The sequence below is a fragment of the Enterovibrio qingdaonensis genome, from assembly GCF_028683135.1.
Taxonomy (GTDB): domain Bacteria; phylum Pseudomonadota; class Gammaproteobacteria; order Enterobacterales; family Vibrionaceae; genus Enterovibrio; species Enterovibrio qingdaonensis.
In genome coordinates this window covers 1-16,568 of the sequence record NZ_JAJUBB010000021.1, presented here as the reverse complement: position 1 = coordinate 16,568, position 16,568 = coordinate 1, and the positions used below count along the sequence as shown (strand labels likewise).

16 protein-coding genes and 1 pseudogene are annotated in these 16,568 nt (G+C 46.2%); 11 read left to right on the top strand and 6 right to left on the bottom strand.

The annotated features are described in order from the left end of the window. Window positions 1-83 precede the first annotated feature (83 nt). The 3 genes from LRP49_RS20800 to malI all read right to left on the bottom strand — a co-directional run bounded on the left by LRP49_RS20800 (window position 84) and on the right by malI (window position 2,928). The gene (locus tag LRP49_RS20800; protein ID WP_274144612.1) at window positions 84-704 is read right to left on the bottom strand and encodes a YadA C-terminal domain-containing protein; all 621 of its coding nucleotides are present in this window, start codon (window positions 702-704) and stop codon (window positions 84-86) included. A gap of 188 nt (window positions 705-892) precedes the next feature. After that, entirely contained in the window at window positions 893-1,819 is a 927-nt protein-coding gene (locus tag LRP49_RS20795; RefSeq protein WP_274144611.1) for a LysR family transcriptional regulator, read from the bottom strand. A gap of 101 nt (window positions 1,820-1,920) precedes the next feature. Next, a complete protein-coding gene (gene malI / locus LRP49_RS20790) occupies window positions 1,921-2,928 on the bottom strand; it encodes a Mal regulon transcriptional regulator MalI (RefSeq protein ID WP_274144610.1) in 1,008 nt (335 codons plus the stop codon). A 309-nt stretch (window positions 2,929-3,237) separates the two neighbouring features. Between malI and malX the strand changes: the two genes are divergently transcribed. Then, window positions 3,238-4,818 carry a maltose/glucose-specific PTS transporter subunit IIBC gene (gene malX / locus LRP49_RS20785; protein WP_274144608.1) on the top strand — a complete coding sequence of 527 codons (1,581 nt, stop codon included), beginning with the start codon at window positions 3,238-3,240 and terminating at the stop codon, window positions 4,816-4,818. 81 nt (window positions 4,819-4,899) lie between these two features. Then, window positions 4,900-6,072: a MalY/PatB family protein gene (locus LRP49_RS20780; RefSeq protein WP_274144606.1), complete on the top strand. Its 1,173-nt coding sequence runs from the start codon at window positions 4,900-4,902 to the stop codon at window positions 6,070-6,072. Window positions 6,073-6,137: 65 nt separating this feature from the next. Here LRP49_RS20780 and LRP49_RS20775 read toward each other — a convergent pair whose 3' ends face one another. Next, a complete protein-coding gene (locus LRP49_RS20775; RefSeq protein ID WP_274144604.1) occupies window positions 6,138-6,848 on the bottom strand; it encodes a hypothetical protein in 711 nt (236 codons plus the stop codon). A 401-nt stretch (window positions 6,849-7,249) separates the two neighbouring features. Between LRP49_RS20775 and LRP49_RS20770 the strand changes: the two genes are divergently transcribed. The 4 genes from LRP49_RS20770 to LRP49_RS20755 all read left to right on the top strand — a co-directional run bounded on the left by LRP49_RS20770 (window position 7,250) and on the right by LRP49_RS20755 (window position 10,486). Continuing rightward, on the top strand, window positions 7,250-7,618 hold the full coding sequence (locus LRP49_RS20770) for a VOC family protein (RefSeq protein WP_274144602.1): 369 nt from the start codon (window positions 7,250-7,252) through the stop codon (window positions 7,616-7,618). Between the two features lie 61 nt (window positions 7,619-7,679). Continuing rightward, window positions 7,680-8,018 (top strand): hypothetical protein, encoded by a 339-nt coding sequence (locus LRP49_RS20765; protein ID WP_274144600.1) that lies wholly within the window; start codon window positions 7,680-7,682, stop codon window positions 8,016-8,018. Between the two features lie 284 nt (window positions 8,019-8,302). Further along, a complete protein-coding gene (locus LRP49_RS20760) occupies window positions 8,303-9,346 on the top strand; it encodes a GTPase family protein (RefSeq protein WP_274144599.1) in 1,044 nt (347 codons plus the stop codon). Window positions 9,347-9,517: 171 nt separating this feature from the next. Further along, window positions 9,518-10,486 carry a GTPase family protein gene (locus tag LRP49_RS20755; RefSeq protein ID WP_274144598.1) on the top strand — a complete coding sequence of 323 codons (969 nt, stop codon included), beginning with the start codon at window positions 9,518-9,520 and terminating at the stop codon, window positions 10,484-10,486. Between the two features lie 65 nt (window positions 10,487-10,551). Here LRP49_RS20755 and LRP49_RS20750 read toward each other — a convergent pair whose 3' ends face one another. Further along, window positions 10,552-11,577 (bottom strand): ion channel, encoded by a 1,026-nt coding sequence (locus LRP49_RS20750; protein ID WP_274144596.1) that lies wholly within the window; start codon window positions 11,575-11,577, stop codon window positions 10,552-10,554. 226 nt (window positions 11,578-11,803) lie between these two features. Between LRP49_RS20750 and LRP49_RS20745 the strand changes: the two genes are divergently transcribed. From LRP49_RS20745 to LRP49_RS20730, 4 genes are all read left to right on the top strand, one after another. Beyond that, complete coding sequence (locus LRP49_RS20745; RefSeq protein ID WP_274144594.1) at window positions 11,804-12,157, top strand: YkvA family protein; 354 nt, start codon at window positions 11,804-11,806, stop codon at window positions 12,155-12,157. 210 nt (window positions 12,158-12,367) lie between these two features. After that, complete coding sequence (locus tag LRP49_RS20740; RefSeq protein WP_274144593.1) at window positions 12,368-12,748, top strand: VOC family protein; 381 nt, start codon at window positions 12,368-12,370, stop codon at window positions 12,746-12,748. Window positions 12,749-12,782: 34 nt separating this feature from the next. After that, on the top strand, window positions 12,783-13,301 hold the full coding sequence (locus tag LRP49_RS20735; RefSeq protein WP_274144591.1) for a chloramphenicol phosphotransferase CPT family protein: 519 nt from the start codon (window positions 12,783-12,785) through the stop codon (window positions 13,299-13,301). Between the two features lie 225 nt (window positions 13,302-13,526). After that, window positions 13,527-14,012: a GNAT family N-acetyltransferase gene (locus LRP49_RS20730; protein ID WP_274144589.1), complete on the top strand. Its 486-nt coding sequence runs from the start codon at window positions 13,527-13,529 to the stop codon at window positions 14,010-14,012. Window positions 14,013-14,270: 258 nt separating this feature from the next. Here the strand turns inward: LRP49_RS20730 and LRP49_RS20725 are convergent. Continuing rightward, a pseudogene (locus LRP49_RS20725) lies at window positions 14,271-14,384 on the bottom strand (IS5/IS1182 family transposase); the annotation flags it as partial. Window positions 14,385-14,635: 251 nt separating this feature from the next. Here LRP49_RS20725 and LRP49_RS20720 point away from each other — a divergent pair. After that, complete coding sequence (locus LRP49_RS20720; RefSeq protein WP_274144588.1) at window positions 14,636-16,144, top strand: DUF3360 domain-containing protein; 1,509 nt, start codon at window positions 14,636-14,638, stop codon at window positions 16,142-16,144. Window positions 16,145-16,568: the final 424 nt, after the last annotated feature.

The window sequence follows — 16,568 nt, the reverse complement described above, 5'->3', positions numbered from 1 at the left end:
AAGTGCGTGAGAGGTTTAATACATTGCGTGTTATGCAGGATCGAAAATGCCCCGGTCTCCCGGGGCGAAGGCGCTGATTGAGCCTAAAACTTGTATTGGATGCCCATTCCGCCTGCGACTTCAGAGCCTGAAATCTTTCCTGACGTTTCGTAGTGGAAAGTACCAGACAGGCTGACTTTCTCGCTAAGGCCGTAAGCACCACCGATTGCTAACGCTTCTTTACTGCCCGCAAATCCGACGCCAGCACCAATCGCAAACTCACCGTTTGTCACATAAGGGCGAGCATTGGTTACTGCGTGCAGACCAGCTCGAATACCGTCCATGTGCTCTGACATTTCATCAAAGCGGTGATTCATACGTTGCTCCAAGTCTGCAACAAGCTCACCACTTGTTGGCACACCGACACCAAATGATGGGTCTGCAGGCTGCGGACGCTCTGGTGTGTAGTTCGGGCCATCACGGTCCGGTACATTGCTATCAGGTGTCACGCCAAAATCTGGGTCAGCAAGCTGTGGACGATCCGGTGTGTTATCAGGGGTGATGCCAAAACCCGGGTCAACTGGTTGCGGACGCTCTACCGGGATTTCGATACCATTATCTGGAACGTGCGGGACGCTATTGTCGATGTCGACGTTAATGCTGTTTGCCATTGCGCCCGTTGAAAACAGACCTGCCAGTGAAAGTGCGATTACCGTTTTTTTCATAACTTAGCTCTCTTAATTTTTGTTCAATCAGCGAAGAGAGTCCTTTCGATTTTCAAAGCCTTGTTGGCTTTGCGATTCCCTATCGATTGAGTGCAAGTCTACGGAGCTAAGTGATGGTTTTCTAAGCAGAAGGCGTTATATTGGTAATAAGCAAAACTAATTACCAATGCTTGTTTTTGGTATGGTAATTAGTGGTTTTGCTGTTCTAAAACATCAATGAGAAGGTGTTTTAGCCATTGAGTGAAATCACTATTACGGTCTTTCTGATGGTAATACCCGAGGATTTCGTATGTTGATGGTACACAGTCAACTTCCACATCCATCATCCTAAGATTTGGGTAGTGCTCAATAGGAAAAAGATGGTGAGAGGGGAAATACATATCTGTTTGTTGCACCACATCCAGTATGGCTGACGGCAGTTCAGAGCTGAATCCGATCGAGTATTCCAAACCGAGTTGTTCCATGACGGAGGCAGCAAGCGACTGATTGTTATTCCAGCCTGGGATGATAAGTGATGCAAGTTCGTAGCCTTCCATGTCGTGCGGGGTAACCACCGCTTTATTGACGGGGTGACCGTTTCGAACAATGACTGCTGATTGGATGTTGAAAAGGACATCATTCATCACTTCCTTCGAAATAGAGGGAAGTTCATAGCTGACGCCAAAGTCGATATCACCTCGAACGATGTCTTCTAGTGTTGACATGTTCCAATTCACTAGCTGGAGATCAATACCTGGAGCCTGTGTTTTTAAGGCAGTGACTAAGCGACCTGCCACTGTAGAAAGCACTTGAGGTGCAAGAGCTAAGCGCAAAGGGCGGGTAATTGTTGCGGGATCAAATTCGGTGGTTTCGTTTAACGCAGCTTGAAGGCCATCCATGTGAGGCTTCAAGTTTGCGGCCAGTTCTTCCGCAAATGGCGTTGCGCTTAATCCGGTTCTGGATTTTGTAAACAATTCATCGTCGAAGTGAAAGCGCAATTTTTTCAAAGACTGGCTGATTGCTGGTTGCGTGACAAAGAGCTTTTCTGACGCCTTGCGCATGTTGAGTTCTTGGCTGAGGACCATAAAGGTTCTCAACAAATTCAAATCCAAACTGAAAAACAAATTTTTGCGCATGGCCTGCTCCGCTACTCCTTATACGTTACCGTTTCACCTTACCATGGAGTGTGATGAAACTGTCCATTTATTGCAGATATTCAACCAGTTAAAACAAAAGATTACGTGTGGTTAATCAGCGATGGTGACACTATCACTTTCCTGCTGGTGGTATCGGTTCTTTCTAGTTGTTCAATCAAGCGCAACGCAGCCTGTCGACCTATCTCTCTTGCATCTGAATTAACAAATACGATTGGAGGTTCCGTCAGCTCAGCTTCTTGCACGGCGTCAAATCCAACAATGGATATCTGTTTGTTGAAAATATTGTCTTTTCCAACGGTGCCGCCGACGCGATGTACGCCATGAACAGCGCCGACTGCGGTAGATGCGTAATGACAAAGCACTGCTGTGATTTGCGGGTGACTGGCAAGGAGATTTTCAACTGCGTTGGCGGCGGGAGACTGACCCGACTCACACTCCACGACCCATTCAGGTTTAAAGGGCAGACCAAACTGCATTAAGGTACTGCAATAGCCACCCACACGCTCGGCTCGGCACAATGAGCTGCTTTTGCCCCCAACATAGGCAATGCGCCTATGTCCCTGATTGATCAAATACTCGGTCGCAAGTTTTGCGGCACTGGCATTGTCTGGCCCAACGTAGTCGATAGGTTGATTTAAAGATGCGCGAGAAATACAGACTAGAGGAAGGTCGTGGGCTTTCAGTGCTTCAGCATTCACTTGTTGGTTTTCGTTGGTTGGGCAAAAGGCAATGCCCCCAACGCCTTGCCGTGCCATGGTCAAAACGCATTGTTCGAACTTCGCGTCGTCGCCGCTTTGTGCCAAAAACACCATGTAGCCTTGCTTTTCGGTCTCTTCACAAAGACCCGCGGCAACTTGCGCGTAATAGGGGTCGCTGATGTCTTTTAAAATTAACCCAATAATTTCACTACTGTTTGAACGAAGATTTGCGGCGGCGCGATTACGCACATAACCCAGCGCATTGACGGCTTGGTTTACCTTCTCAATGGTATCTGGGGAAATTCGTCCTTTGTTGCCAAGCACCATAGAGACTGTGGTAACGGATACGCCAGCATGTTCGGCCACATCCGTGATGGTCACCTTTTTCAAGAGCTTTCCTTAACACTGCGCCCCCAAAATGTGTGAATTGAACGTGTCTAAACGGGGGAAATAGAATCATCAGTTTACGCTTGATAAAACGTTTTACCTATAAAAGATACTGATAAATTCCCAAAACGTAAACCATGTCAAAATTATGGTTTTGTAGCCCTTATTCAGATCACATTTGCTTTGATAAAACGTTTTATCAAAATTTTAATTGCCTATGATTCGCTCCGAAAACACAAAATACCGTGCTAGGTGCTGTCCAGTGGAAGCATCTAGCGCATCAGTCATGTTCTCATGATTCGGAGAGTTGTAATGACAACAAAAGCAACAAAAACCACCATGTGGGAATTCCTGCAAAGCTTGGGTAAAACCTTCATGCTACCTGTGGCACTTCTGGCCTTCTCGGGCATTTTGCTTGGGGTAGGTAGCTCGCTATCAAGCGATGCAGTTCGCGAAGCAATGCCTTTTCTAGATAACACTCTGCTTCAATACCTGTTCATGTGGATGACCAAGATTGGCTTGGTTGCGTTTATTTATCTGCCTGTAATGTTCGCGATTGCGATTCCTCTTGGCCTAGCGCGTGAAGAGAAAGGTGTTGCAGCTTTCGCTGGTTTTGTTGGCTATGCGGCGTTCAACCTCGCTATCAACTTTTTCCTGACCGTCAATGGCGTGTTGGGTGATGATGCCGAGCGCAAAGCGTACGGTGTGAAAAGCATTATCGGTATCGAGTCAATCGATACAGGCATTTTGGGTGCTGTCATGGTGGGTATCATCGTGGCGAAGCTGCACCAGCGTTTCTACACCTTTAAAATGCCGGATGCACTGGCGTTCTTTGGTGGCGCGCGTTTTGTCCCAATTATCTCTGCGATCTCTTTGGGTGTTGTCGGTGTACTTATCCCATTCGTGTGGCCTTACTTTGCCGCAGGCATCAACGGCATCGGTAACCTGATTGCTGGCGCAGGTGCGTTTGGTCCATTCCTGTTTGGTACGGGTGAGCGTCTGCTTCTTCCTATCGGCCTTCACCACATTCTGGTTGCTCTGGTTCGCTTTACTGAAGCGGGTGGCACCATGGAAGTGTGTGGTCAAACCGTGTCTGGTGCGCTGACGATTTTCTACTCTGAGCTGTCTTGTGCTGACACCAATGGCTTTACACCTGAAGTTACCGCATTCCTGTCACAAGGTAAGATGCCAGCATTCCTTGGCGGCTTGCCAGGTGCAGCACTGGCGATGTACCACTGTTCAAAACCAGAAAACCGCAGCAAGATCAAAGCCCTGCTTATCTCTGGCGTGGTAGCGTGTGTGGTAGGTGGTATTACTGAGCCGCTGGAATTCTTGTTCCTGTTCGTTGCACCTGCGCTGTACTTTATCCATGCGATTTTGACCGGTCTGGGCTTCATGGTGATGGGCCTGCTGGATGTGACCATCGGTAATACTGACGGTAACATTATCGACTTCTTGGTCTTCGGTGTACTGCAAGGCACAGCGACGAAATGGTACCTGGTTCCTGTTGTTGCGGCGGCTTGGTTTGCGGTTTACTACGCAGTGTTTAAGTTTGCGATTACCAAATTCAACCTGAAAACACCGGGCCGTGAAGTTGACACTGCGGAAGTGGATTCTGAATTGGAAGCAGCATTCATTAACGAATCAGGCAAAGGTGCTGCGATTCTGGCTGCGCTAGGCGGTAAAGAGAACATCACCGCACTGGACAACTGTATTACCCGTCTGCGTATGTCAGTGAATAACATGGACTTGGTGGACGATGCCAAGCTGAAAGCCTACGGTGCATTGGGTGTCGTGAAGCTGGATGCGCACAACCTTCAGGTGGTTATCGGTACCCAGGTTCACTTGGTGAAAAATGAAATGCAGGCTTTGATTTCAGCCCCTGCGATGTAATAAAAACGTTCCCTGTTTTAAACCCTCGGAGACTGATATCAGCCCGAGGGTTTTCCTGTTTCAGATGAGGTCGAGAAACTCATGAGTCACATAGATTTTGATACGCCGATTGATCGCATGGGCACCTACTGCACACAGTGGGATTACGTTCAGGACAGATTTGGCAAGGCGGGTTTGTTGCCGTTTACGATTTCAGATATGGATTTTGCGGCACCAGATGCTGTTATGGCAGCATTGAGAGAGCGTTTAGCACACCCAGTGCTGGGTTACAGTCGTTGGAATCATGATGATTTTAAAGGCGCGATTGAAGCGTGGTATCAGCGTCGATTCGATGCCCAAATTGATAAAGACGCCATTGTGTACGGCCCATCGGTCATTTACATCATCGCCAAGCTGATTGAAAAATGGAGCCATCTTGGTGATGGCGTGGTTTTCCAAACGCCCGCTTATGATGCGTTCGACAAATTGGTAGAAGGCTCGGGCCGCCGTTGTATCCGTAATCCGCTGATTAAAACCGAAAGTGGCTGGGAAATTAACTGGGAACAATTAGAAGCTCAGTTGGCACTCGCAGATACCACGATTTTCCTGCTTTGTAGCCCTCAAAACCCGACGGGCCGCGTTTGGTCGCGTGAAGAGTTGATCCGAATCGCTGAACTGTGTGACCTGCATGATGTGGCCCTGATTTCTGATGAAATTCATATGGACGTTGCCTTTAAAAAGCACACCCCGTTTCTGGGTTTTGGCATGGAACAACGTTGGGCGTTAGTGACATCAGCCTCTAAATCTTTCAACATTCCTGCTTTGAACGGTGCATACGCGTTTATTCCAAACGAGAAAGCGCGGAATGATTACCTGTTCAAATTGAAGGAAGTGGATGGCCTTTCGTCCCCGTCGATTTTAGGCGTGATTGGGATGATGGCGGCGTACAACGCAGGCGAGGAATGGCTTGATGCCCTGAATGCGTATGTTCGTGACAGCCATGAGCTTGTGCGTTCTCGATTAAAAGAAGCGCTCCCTTCGGTGAACTATCAGGCACCTGATGCGACCTACTTGGCGTGGATAGAACTGTCATCTCTGAACCTTGATATGATTCAGCTTCAGAAAGACCTGATCGAGCACTTCAATGTCGCCATAATGGATGGTGGCGTATATGGTGAGATGGGACGTGGTTATGTGCGATTGAATTTAGGCTGTTCGCGCTCGAAAGTGAATGCAGGGCTAGATGCATTAATTGGCGCAATTCAACGGCAATAAGGTTCGTTGAGCGGAGAAAGAAGAAGCCGACCAATGTCGGCTTCTTTTATAGAATTTTTAGAAAATCAGTGGTTGTCTGCGAGGGGATCAACGGGCTGATTGGTCTCGTGGTTTTGAAGTTGGCCCTGTGCAACGATGTGGTCGACACAAAAGGCCACTGCTCGCGCGATTTCTTTTTTCAGGCCTTCACCGTTTTCCAGTTGCTCATAGGACGGTCCTTCATTTGAGTCATCGTAGGCTGGCTGGGTGAAACACTGAACTTCAACTACGACCTCTTTTTCTTTAACGTCAATCAGTCGAGCGTGAGCACCGTAAGAGAGCTTGTAGTTGTCCCAATCTTCCAAGTAGTAGATAGAGCCCCACCCTGTGGTTTTCACATCAACAACGTAATCATACGTATTGTAAGCGGCAACCACGTCTGACAGGCCGGCATCAACAGAGATTACCTTGTCATTTTCGATAATGTTAACGTCGTAATTTTCCTCGATGCCTTTGGCTAAATTTTTTGCGATGTCTAATGCAGGGTCGGAAATTTGGTTGTTTTCCAAAATCGTGTTGCCGCTTTCAATCGCACTTAACACACCCAGCAAGCCAAATTGCACGTTGAGTGCCGTTTGCGCGGGGAAATCAGGCAGTTCATCGTATTGAGAGTAAGTCAGTGCTTTTCCTTCAAGCGCGACGGCTTCTTCGTTTGTCAGTGAGTCAGTAGGAATTGATGAACACGCTGTGTTAAGCAATAAAACACCACACACTAAGGTTCCCTTGAAAATATTCATCCTTGATACCTTTTCTACATCCAATGCTATGAATTTACATTTCCTATGATGAAAAAACCGCAAACATTCAAAATGTTGAGGTTTGACGTGAAATTTACCACGAGTTAACAATTTTGAATGTGGCATCTCGAAATTGTCAGAGTGGAATCAAATAATTCCCCTTGTTTTATTTGTTAGTGAAATGATGCTACGTGATTGTATTTTCGGATGATATGTAATTGATTTCACGGTAGGTGTGCTTCAAAACGTGCATTTTCCTCTTACTTAGCTTCACGACTACGCATGAAAAGATGAAACATCGGCAGATGTCACGATAGGTTATCGTTAATTTGCTGGGTATACATACAGTGTCGGGTGATAATCATGGTGCTATTGGATATGCAGAAAAAGGAGCAAGTGTCGTGCTAAATCATGTTTCAGTCGGAACTAACCAATTTCAACCAGCAGTTAAATTTTATGACGCCGTGATGGGGGCTTTATCGATTGAAAGGTCGTACCTCATTGAGAATACCGCTGCGGCGTATGGCGTTAATTTCGAGTTTTGGGTAACGCTGCCATGCAACAATAAAGCAAGCGCAGGCAATGGCGTTCACGTTGCATTTACTGCGCCTAGCAATGATGCCGTTGATGCGTTTTATCTCGCAGCGATGGAACTGGGTGGAAGTTGCGAAGGAAAGCCCGGTTTTCGACCCGAGTATGGTCCAACTTACTATGCAGCATATGTAAAAGATCTGGATGGGAATAAGATAGAAGCCGTATCGATGACATAAGCTATGTCGCTTGGCCCACCAACAGTGGCGTTAATTCTAGTTTGATTAAGTAGAGATAGTCATGAAGTATATTGTTGCTGCACTTTTATTTGTCTTTGCGAGTCCATCTTATGCGTTTGAAGAAGATAACTTTTTTGGTGACCACGCTTTGCGACAGGAGATTCGTGAACTGCAAAGAGAAGTCAGGCAGTTGAAAAAACGCGTTAGCGCACTTGAGCGCGAGGCTGGCAATTCGGGGAATTCAAAGCGTTGGGGGTGCTACCTCGATGATCTGAAAGCGGGCGGACTGTACGGAACAGGTTTTACCAAAGCAGAAGCTAAAGGGCGTGTACTTGAAAAGTGCGCGGATAAAGAGGGCACCTGTTTCGAATCGCGCGTGAAGTGCAGTACGGAAGATTAGCCGTCAGCAACATAGCCTACACCTTGTTTGTCGCGGGTTTTGAAAATTAGCGGTTGAGTGACCCTTAGGTTTCGTTGCCGAGATAGAGACTACACCATATTGCCCTTTTTGAACGGGCATATTTCTTTGGGGCTAACGCTCTCTTTCAAAACGTTTTTTCAAATGCAGTCAGAAAAACTTACGGTCTCTATCAAGTGCGAGACAGTATGCTGATGCCTTAAGTGCATATAGTGGAAAGGTGTCCCGGTTCAGCAGTGAATCTAGTAAAGAGGAGAACCACCACCATGCAGATGGAAAATAACGTCAATACACAAATATTTCGGGCGTTACTGAATAGTCAAAACAAGGATGAAACGTCTACGGTTCACCCTCATGCGCTCTCATTCTTTTCCGAAATCAGTCAACATGTTAGTGCATCCAGTACGATAGAAGATGACTATAAAATTCGTGTTCAACAACGTATCGCTGCCTTGTCCTCAGAATCACTCAATATCTTGATGGTGGGGGCGGCCGATGTCGGGAAAACATCAACACTGGCTGCATTATTTGGCGAACATTCATGGTCCGAAAGTGCAGAAACCCCGCAGCTTATTGCGCGTCACGAGCTCGAACATTTGACGCTATGGGAGTCGCGATTACCAAGCGAGAGTGCGGATCCAAAACGCATGACTGCCGAGCTTGGCTCTTTGCTGTCGGAAAACGATGAGCAGGGACGTCCCCTGATTGATTTGGTGTTGGTGGTGTTAGATGCAACCAGCAATAACCTTGAAGATTGTTATCGTGACATTAGCGATACCTTAGTACCTATGTTGGGCAGACAGACTGAAAATCGCTTGATGGTACTAATGAATAAGGCTGACAAAGTGGCGCGAAATGTCCGCGGAACATCGTCTAGCCAACTCATGCCATTGGATGCCGAGATTTGGCTGGACTGCACAGCGGCGACCATACGCTATCGCCTCATTCACAACACTGGGGTACAGACTCGACCAATTGCCTACAGTGCGTTGGCGGGAGAGTCGCCGTCCCATCGACCATACAATTTGATGAAGGTGATTGCTCGAATGATGGTGACGCTACCAGAAGAGAAGCGTCTCCTCCTTCTTAATCAGCCTTTCACGCGCGGTGATGATTATTGGCGCGATCATGATGACAGGCTGCTGTACCTTCAAAGCGTTGAAAATCTCTGTTTTGATAACCTCCATCTCGGCGCAAGAGATGGTGACAGATTCGGTGGTCAGCTGGGTGCGTTCCTTGGCCGAAATGGCAGAGCACTGGGTGAAATTGTCTGTGATGCGTTAAGACGTCAATTCGGAATAAGCATTTAACGTATTGATTTAAAATGGAATAAAAAGCCAGTTTGAATGCTGGCTTTTTTGTCCTCAGCTCTTGGGGGAAATACACTTTCCCTATCAAGAGCGAGACAAACTTTACTCAACACTTTGCGTATAGTTGCAGTTGGACAAGGGAATATGTGGTACTCATTGAGGTAGATTTCTATGGAAAGCAGTAAATCATTTTCGCGTCAGCTCGCGCTTGATATCAGCCAATCGTCACTCGTCGATGAATTTAAAAAAGCAGTGTTGCAACTTCGTCTGCATCAACTTGAAGCCCGACCGTTAACTCTGCTGTTTGCGGGACCTCAAGGTGTAGGAAAAACCGCGACGATCAGAGCATTGTTTGGCGAGAGTCTATTTCCTTCTGCGGAATTAGATGCTGTGAGTGGCATTACGCGTTACCAATCTGGTGATCTTATTGTATGGGATTATCCGGGATTAACTGGTGATAAAGTGCATGATCAGCTGATAGAAATGCAAATTGGTGCGACCCTCAGTGAGCACGATGGTGATGGCAACCCGTTAATAGATATGGCCGTCGTTGTGCTTGATGCCGCAGAGCGTAACTTAAATGATGGCTACCGTTTGATCACAGACATAATCGTTCCGGCTTTAGGCAGTGAGTTTGAAGACAGGCTGGTCGTTGCGTTAAATAAAGTGGATGTGGCGAGTTATGCCTATGACTGGGATTTTGTGATGGATAGCCCCTCACCAGAGGTGGAAATCTGGCCAGAGAGCACGGCGTCTTTGCTTCGTCATTGTCTGCTTGATGAATCAGGGCTGGAAATCGCCCCTGTTTGTATCGCAGCAGAATTGACGCGGCAAGGGGAATCCACACATCCTTTCAATTTGATGAAGTTAATGGCGACCATGCTTGAAAAACTGCCAGCGGAAAAAAAGTTTGTCTTAATGGATGCACCATTAAATCCTCAGTCGCTCGCTTGGCTTGATGGTGATGATAGAAAAGACTATCTCACGGTAGTCGAAAACACCTTGTTTGATACCGTTTACGAAGGGGCCAAAGGTGGGTCACGATTTGGTGGTTTGCTGGGTGCGTATTTAGGTAAACAGGGAAGAGAAGTTGGGTATCTGTTAAGAAGAAATTTGCGCCAGAGGTTTAATCTGGCGTAGTAGCGTGTTCGAAGCTAAAAGAAAGGGAGCGTTTGCTCCCTTTTGATTTTCTACTCTTATGCTTTCTATTCCCAGGTAAAGTCTTGAACGCGTTCATCTGCAATGTAAAACAGCAGATCGTTGGGTTTCACGTCTTCCTCTAACCCGGGGTTTAATCGAACCTGATTGTCGCGGCGGATACCAATCAAGGTGGCATCATAGTTTTGCTTCATGCGAAGAAATAGGTCATTTACCGTTGTATGCTTGGCATTCGCAGGATAGGTAACAGCATACTGCGTCATGCCTTTTCGGGTATTGAGCAATTCATGATGCAATTCTGATGAGCCCGGATCGACGGCCGATTTTGCCAGCATCTCAACGGAAACGGATGGGACACACTCGGCGTTAGGACAATGGGTTTTAAGAAGGTTACTGAGCACTTCTTCTTGGAAGTAGGCAAGAATATGAACGTTTGGATTTTTGCTCGCACAAAACAGCGCGGCAGCAAACGTAATATCATCTTCTGGATTGTCGATGATGATGCACTCAGCATCATGAACGCCAGCTCGCGACATGGCCGTTTCGTCGGTAAAGCTGGTGGTGCGCACGAAATCAATTTCCTTAGGCAGCGGGTTTTCGATGTCTGCACGGACACAAAGTACGATTGGGCGCTTGTCTTTTTCTTCGTGAAGCAGCATGTCAATTAAATGGAGAGTTCGGCTTTCATTCCACCCCAAAATCAAAATATGTCCTGACACGTCAACACTCCTTTTTCCTAATAACCCTTTACGCCAATATGCGATGGTGACACTTGCTAATCGACCGACACCGATGGCAAAAATACTCAGACCACAGGGGATCACAAATAACAAGACGATCCATTTCCCGGCCGCGGTTTGCGGAGACATATCGCCGTATCCCACCGTCGACGCAGTGACGATAAGGTAATAAATAAAATCAACAAAGGGAGAGGTGAGAGCCTGTTCGCCTGCAGCGGTTAGCAAAACCCAACTGATGAGTGCATAAGCGACGACAGCAACGGCAATATGCCGGCCTCTCAAATGTTGAAACTGGGAAGCTACCCATCGTCGCACCATGTACCACTTCGTCATTAACGCGTGTCCTATATGGTGACAAAATGGCCGTCTCGAAGACTGGCCATTTCTATTCTGTTACATTTTGGTAAGTACTATATCAGTCTTGCACATGCTTTATGTTCTAGCAGGGGATGGGTGTGATTCGGATCTCAGTGTCTTAACGTCACAACGCGAAGTCATGAGAAGCAAGTATGTGTAAAGATGTGGTTTGAAATAACGTCGCTAAAAGGAGGCGGTATCGATGAGTGACAATAAGTATTTAGATGAATATACCGAAGCGCGATTTTGGGACAAAGCCAAAGGGTTTGCGAAAAAAGCAGGCTACGATGTGCTGGAAAAAGCACTGACGCTCTACTATTCAGCGACCGACAATGACACGCCGAAATGGGCTAAAACAACGATATTTGCCGCTTTGGGTTACTTCATCGCGCCGATTGACGCCATTCCTGACTTAACGCCTGCAGTGGGGTTTTCTGATGATTTAGGTGTGTTGTTTGCTGCCGCCGCCGCAGTTGTGATGTACGTAAAACCCGAGCATTCCGAAAAAGCCGCAGAAAAGCTCAGCCGGTGGTTTTCTAAAAGTGAAGAGGAGTAAGACGCGTCAAAGCGAAACGGCGTAATACGGCGGTGTAATGCTTAGCCGCGTTCCTTATCGCCTAGATTATTCCTGCCCCTAACATGCCGTGCCTTTGCACTTTTCTGCTCACCCTCTCCCGCTCGCAAAAAACGCCTAATGATAGTCGTGTATTTTTCAACACCATGTAAAGTGATGGCGAATTAAGAGTCTGTTCATCAGGGAGTTTCTATGAACCTCAATCAAGTGACATTGACTGTCAAAGACATGGAAGAATCCGTCAACTTTTACAAAACCCTTGGATTCAATCAAATAGTGGCTGATGACCATTATGCCCGTTTTGAATGTCCAGAAGGTGACGCGACGTTTTCACTCTATTTAGGAAATCCCGACTCCAAAAATAACAGTGTTATTTATTTCGAGCATGAGCAACTTGATGCCCTAGTAGAAGACTTGAAGGCAAAAGGGATTGAGTTTGTAGAAGAACCTAAGGACAAAGATTACTTGTGGAGAGAAGCCATGCTTGTCGATCCATCGGGTAATGAAATCAAGCTTTACTGGGCGGGGGAAAATCGACTGAATCCACCTTGGCGGGTAAACGCTGAAATATAAACAGATTGTCGTTATCTTTTGAAGGAGTCTATGTATGTATCCAGATGTCATATTGCTAAACGGCACGGGTAGTTCCGGCAAAACGAGCCTGGCAAAAGAGTTGCAGGAGCTTTTGCCCACACAGTATCTGAATTTCAGCATTGACAGTGTTTTGTACGCATTACCACCATCAGATTTGCAACACATGATGAAGGGCGAGCCTATCACGCGTGATGGTTATGACTATGGTCAACTGACGGAAGGCTACCATCAAAGCGTAAAGGCACTGCTGACATCCGGTTGCAGGGTGATCATAGATAACGCGTGGATAAACGAAGACGAGATAAACGCACTTGAAAACGTCCTCACTGGTTTCCACGTGGTGCGAGTGAAAGTCGAGTGTCGTCTAGAGGTTTGCGTGGCACGCGAACTCGCACGTGGCGACAGAGCAATCGGCCTTGCAGAGTGGGAGTTCCCACAGGTACATAAATACATGAAATACGATTTGGAAGTGGATACGAGTGATATTCACCCCAAAGAGGCAGCCGCTCAACTGCTCAAAAAGCTGAGCTGACAGTGCACCTGAGAGATAACGCTACCGCCCACGGATCGAAGACGGGTTAGTTTCAAAGCAATCTGTCGGTATCGTTTCCTCAGAGAGAGAAACGCTGACAGATTGTGGTTGATGCGTTTTCCGAATGCCTTTCTGATTCAGTGGTTAAATATATTCACATTCTGCCAATATGATTTACCCTACTGAAAGTTATCCGACTTATAAGCGTTAGGCACAGAGTGGAACATGGAGTTAAAGCAGCTAAATACGGACCAGCTTCATCAATTGATCAGTTCGGCAAGTATTGGTGTGGAGGTTGATTTCTGTGTCGGCTCAATTCCGCCTGAGCATGTACTTTATCGTTCTGTTCAACATGCTCAAAGCGGAAAGGATGAAATATGGTCGTTGCCTTACATGATGCTGCTCCATAACCATGTGGTTGGCTTTTGTGGTTTTAAAAATGAACCTAACGCTGGTGAGGTTGAAATTGGTTACAATGTTGCAGAGCAGCAGCAAGGTCTTGGGTTAGCAAAGTCCGCGGTTAACAAACTTTGCAAAGTAGCGTTTAACTCTGGTTTAGTCGAAAATGTAGTCGCATTGATTTCATCAACGAATGTAGCGTCACTCAATGTTGTAAAGGCGAACAATTTCGTTTTTGCAGGGGGAGTTGTTGATGACGATAACGAAGAACTAGAAAAATGGGTTCTAAATCTAAATAAAGTATCTTCTTAAACAATTAGTTAAGATTTAAAGATGCTTTTACTAACCTAATATAAGTGGCTTAGCAGACTACGCGCAGCTCACTTTTTTCCACCTGTATAGGCCAAACTATTCTGGCACGTTTTTGCCCCTTTTTTTGTTTCGTCAGACAAACACATTAATCAAACCAAGTAAGATTTGACTTACTTTTTCTCATATTTATATTGCTTCAATTGATTCTAAGTAATAAATAGAGGTGGTTGAAAGTTGGCTAGTAATGTTGATTTAGTGGTCGTGAGTACTGATATCCACCGCCACATGCAACTTTCTCCAGACTCTGCGCTTTCCGTCAGTACCATGCTTCTTGACCTTCCATTCGCTTTCGCCAAAGCCCTTGAGGCTAGTTCTATAGAATTCCATAACAAAGCCCATGCTGGTAGTCGTACCCTACGACTAATGTCTAACTATCTGAGACTATTTGTGTTTTTTCGTTTGGTATAAGGTACTAGCAACAAAATTTCAAAGGTTCATAAAAATCAGTCATCGAGTTCTTGTGGCAGAAAAGATATAGACGACGACTCGCTTAATCTTCGTTTGGTGAGTCAATAACGCTGGTTGGAAAAACACACCTTAGAGTGTGAACGAAAGGAATCATAATGAGCACTACGTTAGAGTCCGCAGATATACGAACAGATACGCCTCAAGCCAATGAGGATGAACTCACTTATGAACAACAACATAAACCAAGATCGGAATTTGATTCCCGCGAACAGTATCTAGAACATGAATTACAAATCATGGCGCCTAAACGCTGGCGTCCCAATTTGCCGTTTAAAGATTATCGATTCGAGGTAGAAGACACCATTCCAGCGATGGCCGCGACCATTGGTAAAGTTGTAATGGTGGGAGCCATTGCAGCAACTTTTGCCGGTTCGCTAGGGCTGAATGAAGGATTTATATTAGAAAATGTTCGTTATGAACTACTGATCGCCTCTGTTTTCATCATTCTTTTCTCCGGCTTTCTATTGCCGACCGCAAACCTCGCGGGTACACACGGCCCACTCATCCCTTTAATTCCTATAGTCGTTGCAGCAGGCGGGCACCCTATGGCCTTTGGTTTGCTGATTGGCGCTTTTGGCATACTGTTAGCCATCAGTAAAGGTGGCAGCATGCTGGCAAATCTCACCAGTAAAGGCGTGTGTGGCGGCTTATTGCTCTACCTTGGCTTTGTTGGAACCGCTTCTCAAGTTAAAAAGCTGTTCGCTTGGGCGGAGGGAATCGGAATGAGCCACATCGCCTTTGTCGTGATCTTTTGCACCATTATTCTGTATGCGTTATTGGAACATTTCCGTAAACGTTGGCTAGCCGTCCCTCTTAGTTGCTTGCTGGGTGGTACGTTAGCTTTTGCTATGGGTGCGCCGTTTTCTTTCCAAACCGAGCCAGGTTTACCCAACATGAACCCCATGTATTGGTGGGGAGAAGATACAGGCTGGATGCTAGGCCTACCTACGATTGAACATTTCATGGTGGTATTACCGTTTGCTATTTTAGCTGTGGCGATGTGGTCGCCAGATTTCTTAGGACATCAAGTATTTCAAAAAATCAGCTATCCAGAACGTACCGAAAAAGTACACATGAACATTGACGATACCATGACCACCGCTTCAATTCGTCAAACGTTCGGTTCTCTGCTCGGTGGCACAAACTTTACGTCTTCATGGGGGACTTATATCGTACCGGCAGCGATTGCTAAGCGTCCTATTCCTGCTGGTGCTTTGCTCACGGCTCTGTTCTGTATCATCGCCGCCATTTGGGGTTACCCGATGGATTTAGCTATTTGGCAACCTGTACTTTGTGTCGCGCTCATTGTTGGGGTATTTGTGCCATTGCTAGAAGCTGGAATGGAAATGACGCGTGAAGGTAAAACCACACAGTCGGCAGCGATTGTTGTATTTTCTTCAGCGCTCGTTAATCCTGCATTTGGTTGGGCTCTCACCATGCTGTTGGATAACTTAGGCTTAGTCGGTTGTAAGGAACGTAGTAGTGAGCTTAGTAAAATGAGCCGCTGGGTGTTGCCTGGCATTATGTTTATCGTGCTAAGTGGTGTGATGGCATTGGTTGGTTTACTTCCAGGGATACCGGCGATTATCCCAAGTTTTCGTTAATCTTTGAATAAGTGCTTTTAAATCAGTAGCTAAGACAGTCTAGCATTTGCGTAGATACGCTCACAATGCGAGTTTATGGTTTGAAGGTGCTTTTTTTAGCCTGATAGAAACGGTTTAGTTCAGTAGCTCTAAACCGTTTCTGCCCCAAAGTGAGTTAGCGTTTCGACCATCCGAGTGCTCGAATTATCCCAAAAAGCCCAAATATCACTTATGTATTTATACTGTATGAATGCACAGTTCAATGTGTATAGTAAAAATGAACCTTTTTTTAGTAAGGGACGCCCGTTTTCTCCTATTTAAGTCAAAGTTATAAAAGTTAATCCACTGATTTTAATAACTTATATGGTAAATTAGCACAAGTGTACGCGGACTAATCGGGCGTCCCGGTTTTGTACTAAACGGGCAAGTTGCCCGCTAATAAGTT

Coding starts and splice junctions, on each gene's coding strand:
- LRP49_RS20765 (WP_274144600.1), top strand. CDS start 7,680: ATGAAGTATATTGTTGCTGCACTTTTATTTGTCTTTGCGAGTCCATCT.
- malX (WP_274144608.1), top strand. CDS start 3,238: ATGACAACAAAAGCAACAAAAACCACCATGTGGGAATTCCTGCAAAGC.
- LRP49_RS20730 (WP_274144589.1), top strand. CDS start 13,527: ATGGAGTTAAAGCAGCTAAATACGGACCAGCTTCATCAATTGATCAGT.
- LRP49_RS20795 (WP_274144611.1), bottom strand. CDS start 1,819: ATGCGCAAAAATTTGTTTTTCAGTTTGGATTTGAATTTGTTGAGAACC.
- LRP49_RS20775 (WP_274144604.1), bottom strand. CDS start 6,848: ATGAATATTTTCAAGGGAACCTTAGTGTGTGGTGTTTTATTGCTTAAC.
- LRP49_RS20800 (WP_274144612.1), bottom strand. CDS start 704: ATGAAAAAAACGGTAATCGCACTTTCACTGGCAGGTCTGTTTTCAACG.
- LRP49_RS20750 (WP_274144596.1), bottom strand. CDS start 11,577: ATGACGAAGTGGTACATGGTGCGACGATGGGTAGCTTCCCAGTTTCAA.
- LRP49_RS20740 (WP_274144593.1), top strand. CDS start 12,368: ATGAACCTCAATCAAGTGACATTGACTGTCAAAGACATGGAAGAATCC.
- LRP49_RS20780 (WP_274144606.1), top strand. CDS start 4,900: ATGAGTCACATAGATTTTGATACGCCGATTGATCGCATGGGCACCTAC.
- LRP49_RS20745 (WP_274144594.1), top strand. CDS start 11,804: ATGAGTGACAATAAGTATTTAGATGAATATACCGAAGCGCGATTTTGG.
- LRP49_RS20755 (WP_274144598.1), top strand. CDS start 9,518: ATGGAAAGCAGTAAATCATTTTCGCGTCAGCTCGCGCTTGATATCAGC.
- LRP49_RS20720 (WP_274144588.1), top strand. CDS start 14,636: ATGAGCACTACGTTAGAGTCCGCAGATATACGAACAGATACGCCTCAA.
- LRP49_RS20760 (WP_274144599.1), top strand. CDS start 8,303: ATGCAGATGGAAAATAACGTCAATACACAAATATTTCGGGCGTTACTG.
- LRP49_RS20735 (WP_274144591.1), top strand. CDS start 12,783: ATGTATCCAGATGTCATATTGCTAAACGGCACGGGTAGTTCCGGCAAA.